Origin of the sequence: Microbulbifer yueqingensis (genome assembly GCF_900100355.1) — a bacterium.
Classification (GTDB): Bacteria; Pseudomonadota; Gammaproteobacteria; order Pseudomonadales; family Cellvibrionaceae; genus Microbulbifer; species Microbulbifer yueqingensis.
Map to the genome: position 1 here is coordinate 302,781 of NZ_FNFH01000003.1, position 22,838 is coordinate 325,618.

Annotated in this window: 19 protein-coding genes; 4 read left to right on the forward strand and 15 right to left on the reverse strand. The window is 62.6% G+C overall.

Annotated elements, in window-relative coordinates:
* Positions 1–73 precede the first annotated feature (73 nt).
* Positions 74–1,063 (reverse strand): universal stress protein, encoded by a 990-nt coding sequence (locus BLT26_RS08495; RefSeq protein ID WP_091512046.1) that lies wholly within the window; start codon positions 1,061–1,063, stop codon positions 74–76.
* Between the two features lie 232 nt (positions 1,064–1,295).
* Here BLT26_RS08495 and ppsA point away from each other — a divergent pair, with 232 nt between their 5' ends.
* On the forward strand, positions 1,296–3,707 hold the full coding sequence (gene ppsA / locus BLT26_RS08500; RefSeq protein ID WP_091512049.1) for a phosphoenolpyruvate synthase: 2,412 nt from the start codon (positions 1,296–1,298) through the stop codon (positions 3,705–3,707).
* Between the two features lie 7 nt (positions 3,708–3,714).
* Here the strand turns inward: ppsA and BLT26_RS08505 are convergent, their stop codons facing one another.
* The 12 genes from BLT26_RS08505 to BLT26_RS08560 all read right to left on the reverse strand — a co-directional run bounded on the left by BLT26_RS08505 (position 3,715) and on the right by BLT26_RS08560 (position 15,686).
* Entirely contained in the window at positions 3,715–6,405 is a 2,691-nt protein-coding gene (locus BLT26_RS08505) for a cation-translocating P-type ATPase (protein ID WP_091512053.1), read from the reverse strand.
* A 110-nt stretch (positions 6,406–6,515) separates the two neighbouring features.
* Positions 6,516–7,013, reverse strand: coding sequence for an eL24 family ribosomal protein (locus BLT26_RS08510; RefSeq protein ID WP_091512056.1), 498 nt, complete (start codon positions 7,011–7,013; stop codon positions 6,516–6,518).
* A 204-nt stretch (positions 7,014–7,217) separates the two neighbouring features.
* Positions 7,218–8,108, reverse strand: a complete 891-nt coding sequence (locus BLT26_RS08515) for a F0F1 ATP synthase subunit gamma (protein ID WP_091512059.1) — start codon at positions 8,106–8,108, stop codon at positions 7,218–7,220.
* The gene (locus BLT26_RS08520) at positions 8,105–9,586 is read right to left on the reverse strand and encodes a F0F1 ATP synthase subunit alpha (RefSeq protein WP_091512062.1); all 1,482 of its coding nucleotides are present in this window, start codon (positions 9,584–9,586) and stop codon (positions 8,105–8,107) included. Before BLT26_RS08520 ends, BLT26_RS08515 begins: the two co-directional genes overlap by 4 nt.
* The gene (locus tag BLT26_RS08525; protein WP_091512065.1) at positions 9,580–10,350 is read right to left on the reverse strand and encodes a F0F1 ATP synthase subunit delta; all 771 of its coding nucleotides are present in this window, start codon (positions 10,348–10,350) and stop codon (positions 9,580–9,582) included. Before BLT26_RS08525 ends, BLT26_RS08520 begins: the two co-directional genes overlap by 7 nt.
* Before the next feature lie 16 nt (positions 10,351–10,366).
* Entirely contained in the window at positions 10,367–10,642 is a 276-nt protein-coding gene (atpE, locus tag BLT26_RS08530; RefSeq protein WP_091512067.1) for an ATP synthase F0 subunit C, read from the reverse strand.
* An 18-nt stretch (positions 10,643–10,660) separates the two neighbouring features.
* Complete coding sequence (locus BLT26_RS08535; RefSeq protein ID WP_091512070.1) at positions 10,661–11,371, reverse strand: F0F1 ATP synthase subunit A; 711 nt, start codon at positions 11,369–11,371, stop codon at positions 10,661–10,663.
* Between the two features lie 3 nt (positions 11,372–11,374).
* The gene (locus BLT26_RS08540) at positions 11,375–11,647 is read right to left on the reverse strand and encodes an AtpZ/AtpI family protein (RefSeq protein WP_091512074.1); all 273 of its coding nucleotides are present in this window, start codon (positions 11,645–11,647) and stop codon (positions 11,375–11,377) included.
* On the reverse strand, positions 11,644–12,069 hold the full coding sequence (locus BLT26_RS08545) for a F0F1 ATP synthase subunit delta/epsilon (protein ID WP_091512078.1): 426 nt from the start codon (positions 12,067–12,069) through the stop codon (positions 11,644–11,646). The genes BLT26_RS08540 and BLT26_RS08545 overlap by 4 nt, the downstream gene beginning before the upstream one ends.
* A complete protein-coding gene (gene atpD / locus BLT26_RS08550; protein ID WP_091512082.1) occupies positions 12,066–13,496 on the reverse strand; it encodes a F0F1 ATP synthase subunit beta in 1,431 nt (476 codons plus the stop codon). Before atpD ends, BLT26_RS08545 begins: the two co-directional genes overlap by 4 nt.
* A 37-nt stretch (positions 13,497–13,533) precedes the next feature.
* A complete protein-coding gene (gene gap, locus BLT26_RS08555) occupies positions 13,534–14,532 on the reverse strand; it encodes a type I glyceraldehyde-3-phosphate dehydrogenase (protein ID WP_091512085.1) in 999 nt (332 codons plus the stop codon).
* A 236-nt stretch (positions 14,533–14,768) separates the two neighbouring features.
* Positions 14,769–15,686 (reverse strand): pirin family protein, encoded by a 918-nt coding sequence (locus tag BLT26_RS08560; RefSeq protein WP_091512089.1) that lies wholly within the window; start codon positions 15,684–15,686, stop codon positions 14,769–14,771.
* Positions 15,687–15,925: 239 nt separating this feature from the next.
* Between BLT26_RS08560 and BLT26_RS08565 the strand changes: the two genes are divergently transcribed.
* The 3 genes from BLT26_RS08565 to BLT26_RS08575 all read left to right on the forward strand — a co-directional run bounded on the left by BLT26_RS08565 (position 15,926) and on the right by BLT26_RS08575 (position 18,066).
* Complete coding sequence (locus BLT26_RS08565) at positions 15,926–16,795, forward strand: mechanosensitive ion channel family protein (protein ID WP_091512092.1); 870 nt, start codon at positions 15,926–15,928, stop codon at positions 16,793–16,795.
* Between the two features lie 105 nt (positions 16,796–16,900).
* Entirely contained in the window at positions 16,901–17,497 is a 597-nt protein-coding gene (locus BLT26_RS08570; RefSeq protein WP_091512096.1) for an FMN-dependent NADH-azoreductase, read from the forward strand.
* 89 nt (positions 17,498–17,586) lie between these two features.
* Positions 17,587–18,066 carry a nucleoside deaminase gene (locus BLT26_RS08575; protein ID WP_091512102.1) on the forward strand — a complete coding sequence of 160 codons (480 nt, stop codon included), beginning with the start codon at positions 17,587–17,589 and terminating at the stop codon, positions 18,064–18,066.
* A 9-nt stretch (positions 18,067–18,075) separates the two neighbouring features.
* On the opposite strand, the gene BLT26_RS08580 is transcribed toward BLT26_RS08575, so the two are convergent.
* Positions 18,076–20,412 carry a TonB-dependent receptor gene (locus tag BLT26_RS08580; protein ID WP_091512106.1) on the reverse strand — a complete coding sequence of 779 codons (2,337 nt, stop codon included), beginning with the start codon at positions 20,410–20,412 and terminating at the stop codon, positions 18,076–18,078.
* Between the two features lie 269 nt (positions 20,413–20,681).
* Entirely contained in the window at positions 20,682–22,757 is a 2,076-nt protein-coding gene (locus BLT26_RS08585; protein ID WP_175453063.1) for a TonB-dependent receptor, read from the reverse strand.
* Positions 22,758–22,838 lie beyond the last annotated feature (81 nt).

Consider the following 22,838-nt stretch of genomic DNA (forward strand, 5'->3'; position numbering starts at 1 on the left):
ACCTGCACGCGGGCCTTATGGCGTTGAATCGAAGTTATTTTCGCTGCCGCGGCGCCCTTGCAGGGCTGGAACGTCACGGATTGGCGGTATTGTTCTCGAATGATGTCGGTGGGCGTATCTGGCTGAAATCGGCCCCGCTCCGCAAGGCTTGCAGCTGGGACTCCGGCAGGTCCTGGAAGACCAGTACTGGCAGGCTGCTATGGCTCATGACCGTGTGGCAGATATTGCCGGTTGCCTGCCCCGTTGCGCTCTGCCAGTCCTGGGCACTCATCGCGATCAGGTCGGCATGTTCTTCGGCCGCTATCGCGTAAATGCGCTCAGCCACATTCTGTGCCACCACCAGTCGCGGACGTACCTTGATGCCGTTTTGCAGTTGACGGGCAATCTCTTCAAGGTAGGCGATGGCAGCACGGCGATTGCATTCCACGAACTTTTCCCGTGTGGCGTGCTCCTCGCGGGTGATCGGCATCCGCCGCGGCATATCGGGTATGGCGATTACCTGCAGCAGGATCAGCTCCACATCCTGGCCTCGCGCCATGGAAGCTACCTCGCATGCGACCCACTCCGAGCGCGGGGAACCATCCATTGACACCAGGATGCGTCGATAGCCGGCCCCCTCCGCATCCGCCGGGGGCTCTCCTGGTCGCAGCAAAAGAAAGGAGCGCCCTGCACCACTGAAGACTTTCTGCGCAGTACTGCCGAATGCGAACCGGCTCAAACCTCCCTTGCCATAAGCCGTGAGTACAATCAGGTCGATTGATGCGGTTTCACAGTACTCGACAATCTGCTCGGCCGGACGCCCCTCCACTACGGTCAGGGTGACAGCTATCCCCTCTGACGACATGCGTGCCGCCAGCCGCTTCAGGTAGCTCGTCAGCTCTGCCCTCCGCAGGCGCCAGTCGACCGGATCGACGGCCTGGTCGTCGGCATGGGATTCGGATTTCTGGACATGGAGCAGATGGACTTCGGCGCCATTTTGTCGTGCAAGCGCCATTGCATGCGCAATGGCCTCCTCCGCGAGATGGGATCCATCCAGGGGTAATAAGATATGTTTGAACGGCACGCGGTCTCCCCTACCCGGCTAGGGACAAGAACACTTATTAAGGTTTTAAAGCAGGAAGCAGGTGCCAGCCTTGTTGATTGGGCGATGCCAGCCCGGTTATTGCCGATCCCTGCAAGCTTGATCTATGAAATATCGAAAACGCGACCTGAGCTTAGCTCGACTATGGTCAAGTGTACAAAAGAGCGGTTCAAATCGCGTTGGAAATGGAGCCAAACCGGGCATTGGGTTCAACATGACTGAAATGCGCTATATCCGCTGGTTCAAGGAAACCAGTCTCGCTGACATCGCCGAAGTCGGGGGGAAAACAGCCTCCCTGGGAGAAATGTACCGCACCCTGGGTTCTCGCGGCATCAACGTGCCCAATGGCTTCGCCATTACCGCTGCCGCCTACCGGGCAGTGCTGGACCGTGCGGATATCTGGGAGCAGCTTCGCAGTTTAATGCAGGGTGCCGGAGATCCCGACAGCGAGAATACGGAGAAAGCTGCCGCCGATGCCCGCCGGCTTATCTATGATGCAGGCCTGCCTGATGATGTGGCGGCTGAGATTGCCCAAGCCTATGTGCAACTCTCGGAGCAGTATGGCACGCAATTGCGCGTTGCCGTCCGTAGTTCTGCGACAGCCGAGGACCTGCCCGATGCAAGTTTTGCCGGTCAGCATGACAGTTTCCTGAACATAGGCGACAAGGACGGCCTGCTCGAGGCCTGTCGACACTGCTTTGCATCCCTGTTTACGGCGCGCGCGATCAGCTACCGGGAGCGCAATGGGTTCGATCACTTCAAGGTTTACCTGGCCATCGCGGTCATGAAAATGGTGCGCGCCGACCTGGCCTCCAGCGGTGTGATGTTTACCCTGGATACGGACAGCGGTTTCCGCGATGTCGTATTTATCAACTCCTCGTTCGGCCTCGGGGAAAATATTGTCCAGGGAACGGTGGACCCCGATGAATTCTTCGTTCACAAACCCACTTTTGAACAGGGGCACCGGTGTGTGCTTAGGCGTCAGCTCGGTGTCAAGCAACTGACACTGGTGTGCGATGACGACCTTAACAGCCAGGAACTGCACAATATCAAAACCCCTGAGCCGCGCAGGAAGTACTACAGCCTCAGTGACGACGAGGTCCTGACGCTCGCCGGGTACGCGATCGAAACCGAGAAGCACTACAGCGAACAGCGCGGCGAGCCCTGCCCCATGGACATCGAGTGGGCCAAGGATGGCGACGACGGCCAGCTGTACCTGCTCCAGGCGCGCCCCGAAACGGTCGCGTCCCGGAAACCGCACAACCAGCTGCAGCGCTACAGTCTCAAGGAGAAACCGGGCGCCGATGCGCTGCTCGCCCGTGGCCGCGCCATCGGCACGGGGATCGCCACCGGCAGGCTGCGGAGGGTCGACAGCGTGGAGGGGTTGGCAAACTTTAAGGAGGACGAGGTGCTCTTTGCCGAGAGCACCAGCCCCGACTGGGGCCCGGCCATGCGCCGTGCCGCCGCGCTGGTTACCGAGCGCGGCGGGCGTACCTGTCATGCCGCCATAGTGGCACGCGAATTCGGCATCCCCGCAGTGGTGGGTATCGGCGAGGACGGACGCGAGCTGGCTGATGGGGACACCGTAACCCTCTCCTGTGCGGAGGGAGACGTGGGGAAGGTATACGCCGGTGAGATACCCTTTGAAGTAACCACCACCGAGCTCGACAGCGTGCCGGAAACGCGCACGAAAATGATGATCAACCTGGGCAGTCCCGAGCAGGCTTTCCGCCTGAGCGCCCTCCCCTGTGACGGCATTGGCCTTGCGCGGATGGAGTTTATTGTCAACGAGCATATCAAGGCCCATCCCATGGCGCTTGCGCATCCCGACCGCGTCGCGGACGCTGCGGAGCAGGAGAAAATCAGCGAGTTGATCGGCTGTCATGACAGCGGTGCCGACTACTTTATCGAAACCATGTCCGAGGGCATTGGCACCATCGCTGCAGCCTTTTATCCCCGACCGGTAATAGTGCGTACTTCCGACTTCAAGACCAACGAGTATGCACGCCTGGTTGGCGGCGCCGCTTTCGAGCCGCACGAGGAAAATCCTATGCTGGGCTTCCGTGGGGCAGCGCGTTATGCACACGAGGCCTATGCGGACGGGTTCGCCCTGGAGTGCGCCGCGCTGAAGCGGGCCCGGGAGGAAATGGGGCTCGATAACATCAAGGTAATGATCCCCTTCTGTCGCCGTGTCGCCGAGGGCGAGCAGGTTCTTGCGGCCATGGCCGCCCACGGCCTCGAGCACGGGGTAAATGGCCTGGAAGTCTATGTAATGTGCGAGATTCCTAACAACGTCGTTCAGATCGACCAGTTCAGCCGGCTGTTCGATGGTATCTCTATCGGTTCCAATGACCTCACCCAGCTGGTGCTGGGGGTTGACCGGGATTCCGACTTCGTGGCGTTCGATTTTGATGAGCGGGATCCCGGTGTGCTGGAAATGATGCGGCAGGCGATCGAGGGTGCCCAGCGAAACGGGATACCCGCTGGAATCTGCGGCGAGGCGCCGTCCAATTACCCGGAAGTGGCAGAGTACCTGGTGCAACTGGGCATCGATTCCATCAGCCTGAGTCCCGATGCGCTATTGCGCACTATCGAGCGTGTGGCGGAAATAGAGCGCAGGCAGTAGTCCCGCATCAGCTGGCCGCCCCCCTTGCGTTGCGCAACAAAACCAGCAGTTCCATTGCCAGCAGCTGCAGCAGGGCCACCGCCAGCAGCGCCCCCCAGTGCTCCAGGGTAACCGGGCTGGCGCCAAGCACCTGCTGCATCAGCGGCGAGTACATTGCCAGTATATGAAGCCCCTGTGCTGCCAGGGTACCCAAAAGCAACACCGGGTTGGCAAAGAACCGCTGCCGGAATATGGAGCGGGTTTCGGAGCGGCTGTTGAATACCTGAACATTCTCAAACAGCACCATCAGCAACAACAGGCTGTTGCGGGCCTCTTCAACCGTCCAGCCGTGCTCCAGCAGCCAGTAAAAACAGGTAAACCCGAGCCCGCCCATTACCAGGCCCGAAGTCACCACCCTGCGCACCATCAACGGATTGAACAATGACTCGCCGGGAGACCGGGGGGCGCGCTGCATTTCATCGCCTTCACCCGGCTCCAGGGCCAGCCCGATACTCTGGATGCTGTTGGTCACCAGGTTCAGCCACAGCAACTGCACCGGAGTGAGCGGCAGGGGCAGTCCCATTGCGGTAGCCAGCACAAACAGTACGACCTCCGCGGCGCCGGTGGAAATCAGGAAAAATACCACCTTGCGGATATTCTGGTAGGCAATCCGGCCCTCCTCGACCCCGGCCACGACCGAGGCAAAATTATCGTCAGTCAGGAGCAGGTCGGCGGATTCCTTGGCCACTTCGGTGCCGCGCTCGCCCATGGCGACACCCACGTGTGCGCTCCGCAGGGCCGGCGCATCATTCACACCATCGCCGGTCACTGCGACAAACTGTCCCTGCCTTTGCAGCGACTTTACGATCGTGAGCTTCTGTTCGGGTGAAACCCGGGCATATACGCGGGCCCCCACCGTCAGTGCATCAAGCGCCCCACTCCCCTCACCTTCTGCCCGCGCCAGTTGGGTGCCCGTAACCGCCTGGTCTTCCGGACCTGCGAGTTTCAATTCCCGCGCGATGGTGAGTGCCGTGCGCGGATGATCACCGGTCAGCATGCAAACCTGGATGCCCGCTTCGTGACATGCTTGCACCGATGCCACCGCTTCCGGCCGCAAGGGATCGTGCATGCCCACAAGCCCAACCAGGCAGAGGTCGTGCAACTGCCCCGGTGCGAGGGGGGCGTCGTCGACGGCAGTCCCGTCGGCCAGCGCAAGCACCCGCGCGCCCCCCTCGGCCAGCCGTTGCATCGCCGCCAGGGCCGCTTCGGGATCCAGGGCCATGTCGCCGCTTGTGGTGGCCATGCGGCTGCACATGGGCAGCAGTTTTTCCAGGGCGCCCTTCACGCAGATCAGGCTCTCTCCCGGCGCCCCGCTCGCATGGCGACTGGCCGCATAACCCAGCGCCGGTTCGTAGTGAATCTGGTCCTCCAGGGGGTGGGCGTCGAGTAGCGCCTGCCGGCCGGGCCCCACCTGCTCAGCCATGACCAGGAGCGCCTGGTCGACCGCATCCCCGCTGCCCTGCCAGTGGCCATCATCACGCCTGCTGACCTGGGCTTCATTGCACAACGCTGCGACACGGCACGCTCGCGGCAGCAGTCCCCGGGCGCGGCGGACAGAGGCCGTCGCCTCCCAGTTTCCGTTGTTGCGGTGGTGGAATTCGCCCCCGTCCACCAGCGCCACCTGGTGTGCGGTCAGGTGATTCCTGGTGAGGGTGCCGGTCTTGTCCGCTGCGATCACGGTGCAGGAACCCAGGCTCTCGACCGCCACCAGCTTGCGCACAATCACGTGACGCTTCGCCATTCGGCGGGTTCCGATGGAGAGCACAACCGTCAGGGCCATCGGCAGGCCCTCGGGAATGGCAGAGACTGCTAGCGCGACCGCGGTCATGAATATCACCAGTGGCGGTGTATCCCTGGCCAGTTCCACCGCGGCCAGCACCGCCACAGTCACCAACAGCGCGACCGTGATCTTCTTGCTGAAGCGCTCGAGGCGCTGGAACAGCGGGGGACTCACCTGCTCGGCGGCTGCCAGGCTTGAGCTCAGCCTGCCCATCTCAGTCTGCAGGCCGGTCGCAAACACCAGACCGCGCCCCCTTCCGGCAGCCACCAGGCTACCGGCGAAACACTGATTGGCACGATCTGCCACCGGCAGCCCGGGTTCCGGGAGGGTTTCAGCAGTCTTCGTCACGGGCAGCGATTCACCTGTCAGCACCGACTCGTCCACCTGCAGCCCTGCCACCTCCATCAAACGTATGTCGGCGGGCACCCGGTCACCTGAGGAAAGCAGCACCAGGTCACCGGGAACCAGCTCTTCGGCGTTTACCTCGACCGTTTCCCCTTCCCGGACGGCCAGGACCCGGCTGACCATCAGCTTCCTCAGGGCCTGGGCGCTGCGGTGAGCGTGGTATTCCTGAAACGCGCCGATCAGCGCATTGACCAGCAGGATAATACCGATGAACGATGCATCGGCCAGCTTGCCGACGCTGAGGGAGACCAGCATGGCCGCGACCAGGACATAGATCAGCGGGCTTACAAACTGGCGCAGGAACAGGCGGGGAAAGCCCGGGAGCGAAGGTGGCGGCAGCGTATTGCGCCCCACCCTGCGCCTGCGCTCCTCAACTTCCCCGGCTGCAAGGCCGCTCGCGCCGCTGTCCAGCCGTGAAGCCACTTCTTCGGGGGGCAGGCAGTGCCATGGGTCCTGGGAGCTGTGCTCGGTCATAAGAGGATCGGGATCGCTGGCTTATATCTGCGGACTGTCGCGGGCAAGGTCAGGATCCGGGTGCGACGGCCCGGATGCCCTTGCCCGGGCCAGGGGGTGCCGCCGCGATTTCATGGGCGATAATGCGCCGCCAGGTGCGACAGGTTATCCAGCTCACATTCCTCACTGTAATGGATAAGCGCGCGTTCCACCCGGTCCGAAATCCGCTGCCTCAGGCCGCCCGCTTCCGTGATGATCGCCTTTTCAATATCGGCCAGCGAAACCTGCATCAGGTCATAATGAACCAGGGCCCGCTCCCCATCGAACCGGACTTCGTCGACACCTTTCAGCGCCGCCAATGCCTCGCTTAGGTGCAGGGCTTCTTCTGCTGACGGCGCCTCCGCGAGCACAATCGTGTGCGACTTCGGCACGGAGGTCCCCAGCTGCCCCTCCGCGAGGCCGAATGTGGCCTCGCCGACATAGAGGTGTGGCCAGCGCTGGAAGCGCTCGCGGCAGTGATCAGAACAAAAGCTGTACTTGATATGCCGGTGGGTCCAGCTGTGCGCCCCCTCCGGCACCATTTCACCGCACACCGGGTCCCAGGTGGCTCCCAACAGGCTTCTGGTCATTTCCACAACTCAAACTGGTGATTATCCGGGAAATTGTAGCAACCGGGCTGGATATGTTCCGGATACCGGAGGCAGAGGCAGCCTGGTGTGCTCCCAATGCCGGTGGCTGCTCTGTTCCCGTGATCGGGTTCGATGTAGCGCCAGCCACGCAACATCGAACTGCCCTGGACGGACTAAATGCCACGGGTTCCACTGTCCCGGGAATCAGCCAGCCTGGCCACCACCGTCCCGGCGGTTCACCGTGATTCCGGCCAGATCACTTGCACTGAGGAGTATGACTTCAATTTCCTCCGTTATTTCCTCCTGGCGCAGCTGGTTGCTGCGATGCTTGAGCGCCTCCAGGCGTTCGTCCAGGTAGCGCACCGCACCCTCGAGATGACGCAGCCGTTCCTGGTTTTCCGCCATAAGCGATAGGTACAGGATTTCGTGTAATACGGAGAAGAGGTAGAGGTCGACGAGTTCCAGCAGGAACTCCCGCGGCAGCATATTGAGTTGCGGGGCAAAAGCCCTTCGCTGTATGCGGGGAAGCGGCCCCGTAAAAGGCGGAAGCAGGTCGCGGACCGTAACCTCTTCCCGCCCGGGCTCGTGATGCAGCATGCGCAGTAGCAGTGGGCCTCGCTGTTGTATTTCGCTCAGCGTCGAGACCAGCTCATTAAGGGTGTGCTCTATCTCGTCCGCTACCGCCGCGCCATCGAGCGAGGCAACCAGCTGCGGATGCCCGACCAGCCTGTCACAGAGCCTGCGGCCGCAGGCCACCACTGCTGCTCCACCGTCTGCTTGCCGAACCTGTTGCGCCAGCTCGGTCACCAGCGATTCGTTAAAGCCGCCACAGAATCCCCGCTCCGAGCCGAGCACCAGCAATACACGATTCCTCTCCGCGCCATCTGCCCAAGTATCCCGCGCAAGGGTATCCGGATAAAAGGCGAGGAAATCCGCTGCGGCGATTTCGATAATGTCGACCACCCGTCGCTGCCTGTCGACAAAGTGCTCGATGCGACGCGTTTCCATAAATGCCAGTGATTTCATCGAGGAGATAATTTCACGCATCTCGCGGAGATTACCGGCATGCCGAAGCAACGTGCGCCGGTTGCTCATGACGTTGCCTCCCCGTAAGCGCTCAGCCACCTGGCTGTCCGCCGCCGCCAGTGGCTGCGCTCGTCATCGAGGCCGAGGTCAGATGCTGCGACCTCCCGATGGATGTGCGCCAGCACGCCCGGAACCTGCTCCGGCGGGACATCATCCAGCAGGTCCTCGTTGAAAGCGACCATCCATGCCAATTCGAACTCGATCGGTAATGGCGCCAGCCTGTCCTGCTTGAAGATTTCCCGCAGGATGCGCCCGCGACGAATCACCTTTTCCATAGCGGGCTCGAGACGTGCCCCGAAACGCGTGAACATCTCCAGTTCCAGGAATTGCAGGTACTCAAGCTTCATTTTTCCCGCTTCGCGCTTGATCGCAGGGTGCTGGGCGCGACCACCAATGCGGGAGACAGACTTGCCGATATCGATCGCCGGGCGCTGGCCGGCCGCGAACAGCTCACGGTCCAGGTACACCTGTCCATCGGTGATGGAAATCAGGTTAGTGGGGATATAGGCGGCAATTTCACCCTGCTGGGTCTCGATGATGGGTAGCGCGGTCATGCTGCCCCCACCTTGCTCCGCGCTCAGGCAGGTGGCCCGCTCAAGCAGGCGTGCATGCACGGAAAATATATCGCCGGGATACGCTTCCCGCCCCGGCGGCCGGCGCAGCAGCAGGGATAATTCACGATAGGTCTTGGCATGGGTCGAGAGGTCGTCATAGACCACAAGGGTATCCAGGCCGCGGTGCATCCAGTATTCGGCGATCGCGCAGCCGGCGAAGGGAGCCAGGTGTTGTAAGCCCGGCAAAGCGCTCGCCTCTGCCACCACCAGGGTGGTGTATTCCAGCGCGCCGTAATCGCGCAGCAGCTCCATGGTATTCACGACACTGGAGCGCTTCTGGCCGATGAGCACATAGATGCAGCGGGCGTCCTGGCCCCGCTGGTTAATGACTGTATCCAGCGCCAGGGAGCTGCGCCCCAGCCCCTCGTCACCGATCAGTAACTGGCGCTGGCCACGCCCGATGGGAATCAAGGTATCCAGGATCTTGCACCCGGTGTACAGGGGACGCTTGACGAAGTCCCGCTCCGTTATGCCGGGTGAGGCCCGCTCCAGCGAGCACCAGCCCGAGCATTCCGCCGGCCGACCGCCGTCGAGTGGGTTGCCCAGCGGGTCGATCACCCTGCCGAGCAGCATATCGCCGACTGCGATACCGAGAGGCTGGGCCCGGAGATGTGCCCCGGTCCCGGCGGTCAGGCCGGCGGTCTCGTGCAGCAGGACCACACCCACCAGCGTGGGCGTAAGGTCGAACACCTGTCCGCGGCTGCCATCGGCAAATTCGACCACGTCGTCCATCGCCGCCGAGGGTAGGCCCGAGATCCAGGCGATCCCGTCGCCTACCGCCACCAGGCGGCCCTGTTCGCGCAGCCGCAGTGCCGGCTGGTACTCCTGCAGCCATGTGGCGCGGCGCTGAAGCAGCTCACTGCTCGTTACCATGGGTTCTCGCCGCCTGCGACGTCAGCCCGGCCTATCCGGGCAAATCCCCGCAATTCTTCCCGGATATTGCAATCGAGGGCCCAGGCCCCGATATTCAACTGGATGCCGGCAATCAGCTCCGGATCCTCCACGAAGTTTGCTTCCACCGTGCTACCCGCCAGGCTTTCCAGGGCCTCCCGGATTTCCGCGCGCTCCCCCGCAGCCACCGGATAGGCACTGGTGACTTCGACCCGGACGCCTTGCCGCCCCAACTCGGCGCGCAGGGCTTCCTGCTGCGCGCCGGAGAGATCGCCGAGAGTATCAACCAGAATTGCCTGCAACCGCTTCTCCAGCTCCGGGCCGGCGGCCTGTTCCAGCAGGCGTGCCGCAAACCGGACTCCCTGCTCCGCCGCCTGCCGCTCCAGCTCGAGCTGCTGCTCCCGCAGCTGACGCCCCGCCAGGACTCCGGCGCGCTGTCGCTGCTCCTGCAGCTCATGTTCCAGCTTGCGTTCCAGTTTGGCGCGTTCAGCCTTCAGGTCCCGGTGCAGCTGTTCCCGGGCCTGTTGCTGTTCCGCTCCCCAGTCATCGAGGCGAGTGGAAAGCTGCTGCTGCATTTGTTCTGCGTCTGCCCGGATCTTATCGGCTTCGGCAACGCGCTGGTCAATCCGCTGCTGTCGGCGCGCGATCACGTCCTGTACCGGGCGGTAGAAAAAGCGTTTCAGCAGCCACACCAGTATGAGGAAGTTGATGATCTCGAGGAGGAATGTCGACCAGTTCAGTTCCACAGGAAGGCCCCGTCGCTCAGCCGCCTGATTCCACCAGGTATTCCAGCAGCGGGTTGCGGAACAGGATGATCAGTGCAATGACCAGTACATAGATGGCCAGGGACTCGATCATCGCAAGGCCGATAAAGAGGGTCCGCATGATCGGGCGCTCGGCCTCCGGTTGCCGGGCGAGCGCTTCCAGCGCACTGCTGATCGCCCGCCCCATCGCGATTGCGGGCCCGATGACGCCAATTCCGATTGCCAGCGCTGCGATCACGGTGGAACCGAGCGCAAACCAGCTTATGTCATCCATTGTGAGTCCGCTCCTGTCTCAGGGCTGCCCTTCACAGCCCGGCTTATCCTGGGCCTCTGCGCGTAACTGCTGTGACTGCAGCCCTCCGGCCACGTATATCAGGGCGAGCATGCCGAAAATGTAGGCCTGAACCAGGGCCTCGACGATATGCAGCATCAGTATAGGAATGGGCGCGAGAAAGCCGGCCACCAGCAGGACCAGCATTGCGGTCAGCTCCAGGCTCATGATATTGCCGAAGAGCCGCACCGCGAGGGCGACGGTGCGGGTAATTTCACTCAGCAGGTGAAAGGGTAGCAGTATCGGGCTGGGAGCCAGGTAATGGCGGAGATAGCGCCTGATGCCCTGGCTGCGGATGCCGAACCAATGCACGGACAGGAACACCAGGATCGCCAGTGCAGTGGTGGCGGAGAGGTCCCGGGTGGGCGAATGCACGCCCGGGATCAACCCGCTCAGGTTGGCGGTAACCAGGAAGATCCACAGGCTGGCGATAAATGGCAGCAGCAGCTTTACATGGTCCGGAGCTACAGCCCGAACCGCGTCCTCCATGGCCATGACCGCGCCCTCCGCCAGGGTCTGCAGGCGGCCCGGCTGCAGGTGCAGGCGTCGTGAGAGCAGCCATGTCACAAGCGCGAGCAGGCCGACGATCGCCATGGTTGTAAGGGTAGTGGTGGTGATCTCGAGCCCGCCAAGGCGGAAGAGTACCACCGGGACTATGTCACTCTCACCCACAGCTTACTCCCGCACCAGCAGGTATACATTGATTGCTCCCACGACCAGGCCGAGAAAAATCAGGCTCAGCGTCCAGCGCGTGGAATAACCGGCCACCAGCCCGTCCAGCCAGCGGCCAAGGTAGGCCCCGCCCACCACCGGCAAGACGAACACCAGTCCAAGCGTGCCCAGGTAAATTGTCTGCGCAATCAGTGTGGGGCGTTCGCGCTCGGCGCGTTTCATACGCCGCGCCTGGCGTTCGACCCGTTCGCGCAACTCCCGCTCGCGGTCCTTCATGGCGCGCCACCCATGTACCCACCGCCCGCCGGGCGGCTGATATCCCACAGGCGTTTCAGCACGGACTCCTCCATGCGCCGCAGGCTTTCCTTCATCTCCCGCAACGCCTGCTCCTCGCTGAGTAGCTGTTGCTGCAACAATGTGGAAATCCGCTCGTAATCGCTGTCGACCAGGAACCGCCGGCAGCAGATCTGCAGATGATTGTCGACAAAGTAGAGCAGCCCGCCCGGGACTGCCAGGTACTGCCACTCTTCGCTGGCGCAGCGAAAGCGCGCCAGGCCAAACAACAGCGACGTCATGCTCCGTACATGGCCAGCGAGAATCCCGAAGCTACCGGATGCATCCTCGCCCACGAATGACACCACGCCGTCCATGCGGCGCTGCCCGGTTGCGGACAACAATTCAAGGCTGAAGCCCCTCACTGCCGCCCTCCCCGCCCCGACGAGGAGTCCGACGTGGTGCCCGCCATGGTCCCGCGCATGTAACACTCCTCTTCGGCCAGGTCGTCGAAATCCCCGCGCAGGAAGGCATCGCAGTCGGCCAGCGTGTCCTCCAGCGAAACAGAGATGCCGGGGATTCCCGTATGAGACGCGATGGTGGCGAAGGGCTGGGTAAGGTAGCGCTGTAATTTGCGTGCCCGCATCACGATGCGCCGGTCCTGGGCGGAAAGCTCTTCGATGCCGAGCATCGCGATAATATCTTCCAGCTCGTGGTAGCGCGCCAGGTGTTCACGCACACCTTCAGCAACGGTGTAGTGGCGATCACCCAGGGTATGCCGGTCCAGGGCGCGGCTCGCCGATTGCAGGGGTTCCACGGCGGGGTAAATGCCCTTGCCGGCCTGGGCGCGTGAGAGTACAACCGATGAGTCCAGGTGCCCCAGGATCGCATCCACCGCCGGGTCGGTCATGTCATCAGCCGGCACATAAACGGCCTGTACGGAGGTAATGGCGCCGGCGCGCGTAGAGAGGATGCGCTCCTGCATTTCCGCGACCTCACTGGCCAGCGTGGGCTGGTAGCCAACCGTGGCAGGCATGCGCCCGAGCAGGCTGGAGATCTCGCTGCCGGCCTGCACGAAGCGGAAGATATTGTCCATGACGAACAGCACTTCCTTTTCCAGGGTGTCGCGCAGGTACTCGGCATAGGTGAGCGCCGACAGGCCCACGCGAAAGCGCACCCCGGGCGACTCATCCATCTGTCCGAAGGACATGACGGTGTGGGGCATCACCCCGGCTTCGCGCATCTCGTGCCAGAGCTCATGCCCCTCCCGGATTCGCTCGCCGACGCCGGCAAACACAGAGACGCCCCGGTGCAACGTGGCCATGGCGTGCATGAACTCCATCACCAGCACGGTTTTTCCCACTCCGGCGCCGCCGAACAATCCTGTCTTGCCACCCCTGATGAAAGGGCACAAAAGGTCGATGACCTTGATACCCGTCTGCAGGATGGCCCCCGTTCCGACGCTATCCGACAGGGGCACAGGGGCGCTGTGGACATTGCGATAGCCTTGCGGCTCCAGCGGCTCGCCACCATCCAGTGGGGCGCCGAAGACATTGAGCAGGCGACCGAGACAGGCGGGAGTCACAGGCACATGGAGCGGGGCCCCGGTGTCGTAGACGGCCATGCCGCGGCGGAGCCCGGCGGCCCTGTGGAGGCAGATGGCGCGCACATGCCGCTCGTCGAGGTGCTGGTGGACCTCGAACAGGAAACTCTCACCGTGGTTAGAAGCCTCCAGCGCCTGGCGCAGTGGGGGCAGCTGGTCGCAGCGAATCACAGCCACGGGGCCGTGGACCTCGCTCACACTCCCTACCGGCGAGCGGGCGGCAGTTTCGCCAGCCTCTGTATCAGCCATGGGCCTTCATGCACCGCATTTGCATGGTCCGTTGGGCCTACAGTAGGACCTGCTCCAGCAGGTCCAGGCATCGACAGACATAGCCGTACTCGTTGTCGTACCAGGCCTGCACCTTGGCCAGGTGTCCCTGCACCCGGGTGGAAGCACCGTGAATAAGGGACGAGTGCGGATCGCCGATGATGTCGGTCGAAACCAGGTCATCGTCCGTATAGCCGAGGATATTGTGCAGGTTCCCCCCGGCGGCACTGCGCAGGGCACCGTTAACTGCGGCGCGATCTGCGGGGGAGCGCAACTGGACGCTGATGTCAGTCAGGGAGCCGTTCACCACCGGTACCCGTACCGCCAGCGCGCTCAGGCGGCCTTCCATTTGCGGCAGGACCGCCACAGTCGCCGCGTCAGCCCCGGTAGAGGTGGGTATGATATTGACTGCCGCGGCCCGCCCCTGGATTTTCTTGCGCCTTGCGCTGTCGACCGTTGCCTGGCTGCCGGTGTAGGCGTGGATGGTGGTGACCAGTGCCTGCTCGATACCGAAACTCTCATCCAGCACCAAGAGCGGCGGAGCGAGCGAATTGGTGGTGCAGGAGGCATTGGAAATGACAAAGTGGCGGTCACGGTCGAAATCTGTGTGGTTGACCCCCATCACCACGGTGATATCCGCGTCGGCGCAGGGCGCACTGATCAGCACACGCCCGGCACCTGCCTCCAGGTGCCGGGCTGCATCCGCACGCCGGGTAAAGCGGCCGCTGCACTCGAGCACCGCGTCCACGCTCTCAGAATTCCACGGTAGCTTTGCCGGGTCCTCCTCCGCATAGATTGCCAGCGACAGGTCACCCAGGTGGAGCCGGTCGTCCTCGGCGGAAATTTCACAGGGCAGGCGCCCATAAACCGAGTCGTACTTCAGCAGGTAAATGAGGTTTTCCAGTGGCATGGGATCATTGATCGCTACCGGGACAAACTTGTGATAGCCGCCATCGAGATAGCGGCGCAGGATTAAACGCCCTATACGGCCGAGGCCATTAATCGCAATTTTTTTCATTCGTCGCCATCCTGCGTTTGCCGGTTTCCCCCAATGATAGGTGGTCGCCCGGCCCCTACCCCTGCCCGGGGCCGTACGCGGTGGTCGTTGGCGACTATTGCGACGAATAGGAGATGGAAGCTCGCTCGCTCCCCCGGACAAAATGGGCCCCAGGCTCCGGCCGGGATCATAGGGTGCGGTTTGCGCTGGCGAGGGCCGCCCGGCGCACCTGCGTTTCCGCGGAAGATTGAAATGGTTCAGCGGCCAGGAAAAGGAAGGAATGCCTCCTCGTCCCCGGGAACCTTTGCGAATTTGCCGGCCTGCCATTCCTCCACTGCCTGGTCAATGCGCTCTCCCCTACTGGAGACGAAGTTCCAGGCGATGCAGCGTTGCCCGACAGGCTCCCCACCAATGATCACGATTCTGCTGTCTTCAGTCGCTTTCAGTGTTACCCCTTCGTCGTGACGGAAGGTGGCCATGGCAGACCGGGGTATGCCCATATCCCTGGCAGCAAGGTTGCCGTCGACCACATAGACTGCCCGCTCTTGCGCATCGGGCAGGCAGATTTCCTGACCCGCCTCGAGCGATGCCTCGGCAAGGAGCGTGTCTGCGAAGGTCTTCACCGGTGAGGTGACGCCGAATGCACTGCCGATAATAACCCGCGCAGCGACACCGTTGACCGACACGGCGGGGACTTGCTCGAACGAATAGTGGTGAAATTCTGGGGCGTCCTCCTCGTGCTCCTGCGGCAGGGCCAGCCACAACTGCAGCCCATGCATGCGGTGGGAGTGGCTACGTACCTCATCCCGCTCTCGCTCGGAGTGCACCACCCCCCTGCCCGCCACCATCAGGTTGACCTCGCCCGGCCGGATGGCCTGCAGGCTACCCAGGGAATCCCGGTGAAGGACTTCTCCCTCGAAGAGGTAAGTCACCGTACAGATGCCAATATGCGGATGGGGAGGGATATTCACTCCCTCGCCCGGTTTGAAGTCCACCGGCCCCATATGATCGAAGAATATCCAGGGACCTACCATCTGCCGTTCCCTGTTTGGCAGGGAGCGGCGCACCGGAATACCCCCAAGCTCCCTGTCTCGCGGTTCGATCAACTGTAGCAGCGCGCCGCATCCCTCCTCGAAGTCGCAGTCCTGCTCGGCGGATCGTGTCAGGTTGCTCACGGCGTCCCTCCTGCTGGTGTTTGTAGCCTCTGGCGTTGATCGTGGCGTTGATCGGCGACCATGCTGCCAATCTTAGATCAGCCGGCGTGATGCGCTCGCCGCCCGTGACTGTACCGGACAGGAGAAGGCAACCGGTGAGGGCTGTGCCCTGTCTATTCTTTTAAAGGGATACTCCTATGGCGCGCAACCCTTTATGATAGCCGCCTTTTGCTCCCGCCCCGGCCGTATATGGAGTTCCAATGCTGCTATCGCTCCTCGACAATAAACTGATTCTCTCCTGCCTGGTGATTGTCGCCATTCTCCTGTTGCGCTTCGCGCTCGGCTGGATCTTCGCGAAGCAGAAACGCTGGGCGAAACAGGATCGGCGCCGCCGGATCAACACCGTCCATAACTTCAGCAACCTGTTGATCGTGATCGGGCTGGTGGCAGTCTGGATATCGGAATTACGCGAGTTTGCGCTGTCCATCGCCGCTTTTTCTGTGGCTATCGTCCTCGCCCTCCGGGAGGTGGTGCAGAGCCTGGTGGGCAAGCTCTACCAGGCCAGCATGCGCTCCTTCCAGGTAGGCGACTGGATCAAGGTGGGCGACCAGTTCGGCGAGGTGATCGACAGCGACTGGCTGAGCACCACCCTGCTGGAAATCGACCCTCACGGGCTCGGCAGCGGTTACACGGGTATCACCCTGTACATCCCCAACAACGTGTTCTTTACCCGCCCGGTAAAGAACCTCAATTTCATGCGTCGCTATATCGAGCACACTTTCTCCATTGTGCGCGAGAACAAGGGCGGCAACCCGTTTGCCGCCAAGGCCTTCCTCAAGGAGCGGATCCGCGAACACAGCGAGGCCTTCCACGAGGTGGCGGCCCGTTACTGCCAGATGATCGAGCACCGCACCGGGGTGGAGCTCGTGGGCACCGAGCCGAAGATCACATTTACCACCAACGAGCTGGCCCACGACGTGGTTACCATCACCCTGTTCTGCCCGCGTGAGGACGCACATGAAATCGAACAGCGTGTGACAGAGGATTTCTACAACTTCTGGCACAGCGGCCCCCAGGCTGCGGCGAATGCGAGTGGGGAGACCGGCAACGCCGGAACCAAACCCCATTAAAACTTCGATAAAACAGGCAGGTCCTTGCGGTTATTTGCGATTTTTTGTCGCTTTAAGCGGTGATTTAATGCCCCCATCGAATCATTTGTCCGATGGAGGTATGAAATGACCCAGTTACTCAAGATCAAGGCAAGCCTGTTCCACAATGACGGCCAGTCATCGCGGCTCGTTGACAGCTACGCAGAGCGCTGGTTGCAGCAGCACCCCGGCGCCGGCGTGATCGAGCGCAACCTGGCCGAGAGCCCGGTACCACACCTGGACCAGTTCCGTTTCGGCGCCTTCACCACCCCGGAGGAAGAACGGACACCGGAGCAGCGGGCCGTGGCCGCCTATTCGGACCAGCTGATCGAGGAAATCCAGGCGGCGGATGTGCTGGTGCTCGGTATCCCGATGTACAACTTCAGCGTGCCGTCCACCCTCAGCAGCTACTTTGACCATATCGCCCGGGCAGGTGTTACCTTCCGCTATACAGCCAATGGCCCCGAGGGACTGCTGGAGGGCAAGAAGGCGGTGGTGTTTATCTCCCGCGGGGGTATCTACGGCGAGGATCACGCCCAGACCGCGCTTGTGCGCCAGTTCCTCGGTTTCATCGGCATCAGCGACGTCGAGTTCGTGCACGCCGAAGGACTCGCTGCCGGCGATGATACTCGCGCGAAGGCGCTCGCCACCGCCGAGGCCCGTATCGACGAACTCGCGGCATAGGCCGACAGATCCCCGGGTTGCGGGGCCGCTGCCCTCTTCTATGCTCAGCAGGCTAATGGAGCACGGCCTGATGCCGGGGTAACGACACCATGACGACGGAAGAGCGCCACCGGGAAAACCTCGCCCGCGCCCTGCTGCTGGCAGATGCCAACGTACGGGAAGAAGGCGGACGGCCCTTCGGGGCCGTACTGGTGCGAGAGGCCCAGGTCCTCGCGGAAGGGGTGAATACCATCCACCGGGACGGCGATCCCACTGCCCATGCGGAAATCCAGGCTATCCGGGCGGCTGCCATTGCCATCGGCAGTCCCCGGCTGGATGGTGCGGTCATGTATGCCAGCGGCCATCCCTGCCCCATGTGCCTGGCCGCCATGTACCTGTGCGGGATCAGCCGCGCCTACTATGCGCTGAGCCAGGAAGACGGGCAGCCCTACGGCCTCTCCAGCGCAGAAATCTATGCCGAGCTGGCCCGGCCCCCGGGCCAGCGCGGATTACAGATGGAGCATCTTCCGCTGGAGCACGGCCCGGACCCCTATGCGCGCTGGGCCGCGATAAACCGGAAACCCGGCTGAACGCCCGGGTCAGAACCGGTGCGCCAGCACCAGGTCGACATGTCGCGGCAACTCGGGGAAAACCAGTGTCGAACCGAAATAGCCACCCTCGAATACCGGCGCCCAGTTTTCCTCGTCGGTGAGGTTGAACACCTGCAGGCGGAGGGCGCTGCGCCCGCCATTGAAGCGGTATTCTGCATTGGCATTCAGGGTAAACTGGGCGGGGATCTCCACTGTCTGCAGGTAGTCGAGCGGATAACGACCGGAAAATACCGCCGACCCGCCAAGCGACCAGCGCTCATTGAGCCGATAACCGGCGGCGGCGGAGGCGCTCCACTCCGGCAATCCGTGCAGGCGTGCATCTGCAGGAGCAAAAACGGTGAAATTCGGTGCACCCCGGCCGGTGCCCGCGACAATATCCGGGCGCGAGTCGTCGAAGGCATCCAGTACCTGGCGCGAGTCCTGGAAGGCGGCAGAATCATCAAACCGGGCGTCCAGGTAGCTGGCCCCGGCAGTAGCCCACAGTTTTTCCCCCTGGTAAAAGAGCTGCATCTCCAGTCCGCGGGTGCGGATGCCCGAATTGCTGCCGTCGCGGTTACGCAGGCTGCGGGTCTGGTCGAACAATGCCGCGTCGGCGTACCAGGCAGTAGCGTCCGGCCGGTACTTCAGGCCCACCTCGTAAAGCGTATTTTGGGTGGCGAAGTTCACGGGACTGATGGTGTTGTCGCCGGACAGCGTATTGCCGCCTGCCAGGCTGTTGGAGGTGGACTCCTGGTAGGCGAGCGTGGCGTAACCTGTGAAGGCTTCCCGCGGGCGGTAGTGCAGGCTGGCGCTGCCGGACTTCAGCCAATCGCTGTAATCGTCACTGGCGGGCTGCACACCTGCCGGCGCCAGCGGGTCCCGCGCCTCCACATCGTAGTAATCCCCGCGCAGCCCGGCTGTGACCCAGAGCCGTTCGGTGAGATCCTGGCGATGCTGTACAAACAGGCCGGTCTGCAGGCTGGCGGAGTCAGTGGTGTCGGACAGGTTGAAGTTCCCCGCGCCGTCTCCATCGAGGTCGTACTGGCCGCCGGGTGACACGAACACACCGGGACGCAGCTCCACCAGGCGCTCTTTCTGCGCATCGCCGAGCGGAATACGGCGGTTTTCCAGCGGTGCGGTCAAATCAATAGGCAGGTCGGCCTCGGTGGTGAACTGGCTGTAGCCCAGCACATCGTTGTAGCGCAGGCCAACCCCCGCCACCGTATCGCCAAAATGGAGCTCGCTGCGGTTTTCGAAAGTCTTTGCCCCGTCAATGATCTCGACAAAACTGTTCTGCGCGATCTCCTCCCGCTCCAGGTACTCAAAGTAGGTGCGGTTGACCAGTGCCAGGTCGTCACTGAGTTCGCGCCGATAGACGGAATGCAGGAGCAGGGTCTGGGCACCGTTGATATCCAGGGGATCGGTGAGCACGGTGCTGCGATCTATCTCCACCAGCCCGGTTGGGCTCACGATACCACCGGCGCCGGGCACCGTGGAGCCATCGGGCTGCACCCCCTGCCCCTGCACGTAGAGGCCGTCGTCGATCAGCTTCTGTGTGGGGCGGTTGATACCGGCATTGTCGGTCCAGTCGATATCGTAATACTCCAGCGAGAGATTCCACTCACTGCTGTTGCCTGGCCTGAGGCGATAAGCCAGGAACAGGTTATCGCTGTCCAGGCCAGCGTAATCGTAGAAGCTGCCCTCGTCGCGGTGTTCATAACTGACCCGCACCGCCGAGCGGTCCTGTTCCAGCACCCGGGAGTAATCCAGCCCGGTGCGGTACCGGTCCCATTCACCGCCGCGAACCTGCACGGTTCCCCAGGTGTCGGCGAGGTCCGGACGCTTGGGCTGCAGGTTTACGAAGCCGCCGGTGCGCTGGGTGGTGCCCAGGATCACCGAGGGTGTGCCGCGCACCACATCCACCTGCTCCACTGCATTGAATGACAGGGGAATTCCCAGCCCATTGTTACCCACCTGGCGACGGATACCCGCTTCAAAGACCTCACCCAGCTGGCCCCGCAGCGTTGGCAGGCTGGGAGCACCAAAGCCCGTTGCACCGTAGGTATTGGGTGTGACGCGCCGCAGGTCCCGCAGGTCCTCCACGGCCACGGCCTCCAGCAGCCACTGGTCAATGGGGGTGACCGAGCGCGCGATATCCTCGCTGGTCAGCCCCTCACCAAAGGCATCGCTGACGGTATTGCCCGCAATTCCCGCCCGTGCCGGGTCATCCTGGCTGCCTGTTACCTCCACCAGTTCCGGCTCTGGTTCCTGGGCCGGGACCGGTGTGGCAATGAGCAGCATCAATGAGAGTGCGATGGGTGTTTTGCGAAAATTGTTGTCGGTCATTCCTGGCCTCTGGTGGTCATCCAAGATTCTTTCCCTGTGCGGTGTATTGCTGCCTTTAAGCGGCATTCCGGCGCACCTGGTCGCCCTGCATTCCGCCATAGTCCACAGCCGGGCGGTGTAGTGGTCCGGCTCCGCGGCCGGGTAACAGTTTCTGTGTTTGCTGGCACTGGGTCGCGGCTGGCAGAAATTTATTACAGCCTTTCGTCACTGCCGATACCCGGACCGGTCAGCACAGGAAGTCACACCGCCAGCCCGCCTACATCCGGCTGTCACAGTTGCAGCGACAGGCTGGCGTAAAGTGCCCGTGATTCTCCGGGAAAGTACCGGTCCCCACTGAAGTTGCTGAAATCGGCACGCTCCGCGTACTGCTCATCCAGCAGGTTGAGCAGCCGCAGCCCCGCTGACCAGCGTTCGCCGAGCCGCCGGCTGGCGCGCACGTGCAGCAGGTCGTGGCCAGGATAGCCGTGCCGGTTCAGTGGATCCGTGTGATAGCGGCCCTGGTGCAACCACTCCAGCTCAAGCTGCGTGGCTGGGTCCGGCTGCCACTGGAGCCGCGTCGAACCAAAGGTCCACGGCGCCGAGTCCACCAGCTTGCCATCCAGGGGGGTACCTTCGATAAGCCGCTCGTCGTTGTAGCGGTGCTCTGCATAGCTCGCTGACACGTCCAGTGACCATTGCGGTGCCAGCTGGTAACCCAGCGCAAGTTCCAGCCCGCGATGGGTGGTGGTACCGCCGGAGCGATTGAAGAAGTCCGCATCGCGGAAGATCACATTGCGCTTTTTCATGGCAAAGCCGACCACCTCGTAATCAAGGCGCCCTGCCCAGCCCCGCATTCCAACCTCGGCACTGCGAATTTCCTCGGAATCCAGGTCAGCCACTTCCTGGTCCCGCTGGAGACGGTAGAGCTCGGTCGCCTGTGGCGCGCGGAAGCCGTGGGCCAGGTTTACGAACAGCTGCCGGGCGGGAGTCCAGTCGTAAACCAATCCCACGTGCGGGGACCAGTTTTCAAAATCGTCGCTGCGATCGGCGGGACGGCTGTAGCGGCAACCACCGAAGCCACAGTCGCTGCCATCCTCGCGCGTCCGGCCGGCCAGCATGCGGTTGTCATAGCCATAGGACAGGTTTTCCAGCCGCAGTCCCGCCTCCAGGACCAGCCGCTCGGTCAGGCGCAGGGATGCCAGAGTATAGGGCGACAGTAATAACGCATCGACGCGGTAATCGTAATGCCGCCCCGGCGGAACGGTCTCCGCCAGGAATTCAGATCCCGCAGCAATGCCGGACTGCGACTGGCGCAGCGAGGCCCGGGTATATTCCCAATCGAGGCCCGCCGCCATATGGAGGGACTCAGTCACCGGCGCGCTCAGGCTGGTCCGCATTCCGGCACTGCGATGAGCCGTCTCCTCGAGCGGCTGTCCGGGCAGGAAGTGTTGCCTGAAGTCCATCTTCCCGTAACGGGCATAGGGAGTGATCTCCAGCTTGTAACCTGCCCCCCACTCCGACTCGACCCTGTGCGAGAGGCGCGCAGTACGCACTTTCCGAAAGGCTTCCGGGTTGGGGTTTGAGCGTCGGAGCGCATCGTCCCGGTAAGCGTCCTCGCCCACTACATAGCCCGCAGTATCCTGCTCCAGGTTGGTGACATTAAAACGGGTCTCGGAAGACGACTGGTCGCTGCGGTGCACCAGGGTCAGTTTCTGCTGGTCGTACCCGGAACTGGCCCGGTAGCCGCCGTCACTGGCCAATGAGATGGCACTCAGCAGGCCGGAACCATTACCGGTGCCAATCGGGACCCGGCTCTTGAACTTCCAGCGATCGTTGGGCCCGGCCTCCAGGCTTGCGATACCGCTATCGCCGGGTCTGTACGACGGACCCAGCACATTCACCACGCCGTGCATGGCCCCGGCTCCGTGCAGGGTACCCGCCGGACCACGGATTACCTCGATACGCCCCGCCTGTTCGCTGTGCGCGGCAAACAGTTCATTGACATTGCAAAAGCCGGCGGGGAACAGCGGGATACCATCCTGCATGGTCAGGACACTGCCGCAGGCGCCAGCGCCGGTCAGCACCGGGGAGCGCAGGGCCGGCAGGTATTCCTGGCCATTGCCGCGGCTCAGGTTGGCCCCCGGCACGCGTGCCAGGCTCTGCTGGATATGGCTGTGATTTACCAAGCCCAGTGCATCACCACCAAGGACCGCCAGACTGCCACTGTAGTCCGATCGCCTGTCGTGTAGAGGGCTGCCGGTGACCACAACAGTCTCCAGCTGGCTGTCAGCCTCCTCCCTGCCCTGGTCGTGTGCAAAAGCGCCCCCACTCAAGAGTAACGCCGTTGCGACTGCGGCCCTGCGCATGCCGATCCCCTGTTGCAAATATTTCCCGCGCATTCTACCGCACATAAAAAAACGCCGGCGAGTGCCGGCGTTTCCAATCGG

Bases quoted from the DNA above. Each gene is read 5' to 3' on its own strand.
- ppsA (WP_091512049.1), top strand. From the start codon at position 1,296: ATGACTGAAATGCGCTATATCCGCTGGTTCAAGGAAACCAGTCTCGCT.
- BLT26_RS08505 (WP_091512053.1), bottom strand. From the start codon at position 6,405: ATGACCGAGCACAGCTCCCAGGACCCATGGCACTGCCTGCCCCCCGAA.
- BLT26_RS08510 (WP_091512056.1), bottom strand. From the start codon at position 7,013: ATGACCAGAAGCCTGTTGGGAGCCACCTGGGACCCGGTGTGCGGTGAA.
- BLT26_RS08515 (WP_091512059.1), bottom strand. From the start codon at position 8,108: ATGAGCAACCGGCGCACGTTGCTTCGGCATGCCGGTAATCTCCGCGAG.
- BLT26_RS08520 (WP_091512062.1), bottom strand. From the start codon at position 9,586: ATGGTAACGAGCAGTGAGCTGCTTCAGCGCCGCGCCACATGGCTGCAG.
- atpE (WP_091512067.1), bottom strand. From the start codon at position 10,642: ATGGATGACATAAGCTGGTTTGCGCTCGGTTCCACCGTGATCGCAGCG.
- BLT26_RS08540 (WP_091512074.1), bottom strand. From the start codon at position 11,647: ATGAAGGACCGCGAGCGGGAGTTGCGCGAACGGGTCGAACGCCAGGCG.
- atpD (WP_091512082.1), bottom strand. From the start codon at position 13,496: ATGGCTGATACAGAGGCTGGCGAAACTGCCGCCCGCTCGCCGGTAGGG.
- gap (WP_091512085.1), bottom strand. From the start codon at position 14,532: ATGAAAAAAATTGCGATTAATGGCCTCGGCCGTATAGGGCGTTTAATC.
- BLT26_RS08565 (WP_091512092.1), top strand. From the start codon at position 15,926: ATGCTGCTATCGCTCCTCGACAATAAACTGATTCTCTCCTGCCTGGTG.
- BLT26_RS08570 (WP_091512096.1), top strand. From the start codon at position 16,901: ATGACCCAGTTACTCAAGATCAAGGCAAGCCTGTTCCACAATGACGGC.
- BLT26_RS08575 (WP_091512102.1), top strand. From the start codon at position 17,587: ATGACGACGGAAGAGCGCCACCGGGAAAACCTCGCCCGCGCCCTGCTG.
- BLT26_RS08580 (WP_091512106.1), bottom strand. From the start codon at position 20,412: ATGACCGACAACAATTTTCGCAAAACACCCATCGCACTCTCATTGATG.
- BLT26_RS08585 (WP_175453063.1), bottom strand. From the start codon at position 22,757: ATGCGCAGGGCCGCAGTCGCAACGGCGTTACTCTTGAGTGGGGGCGCT.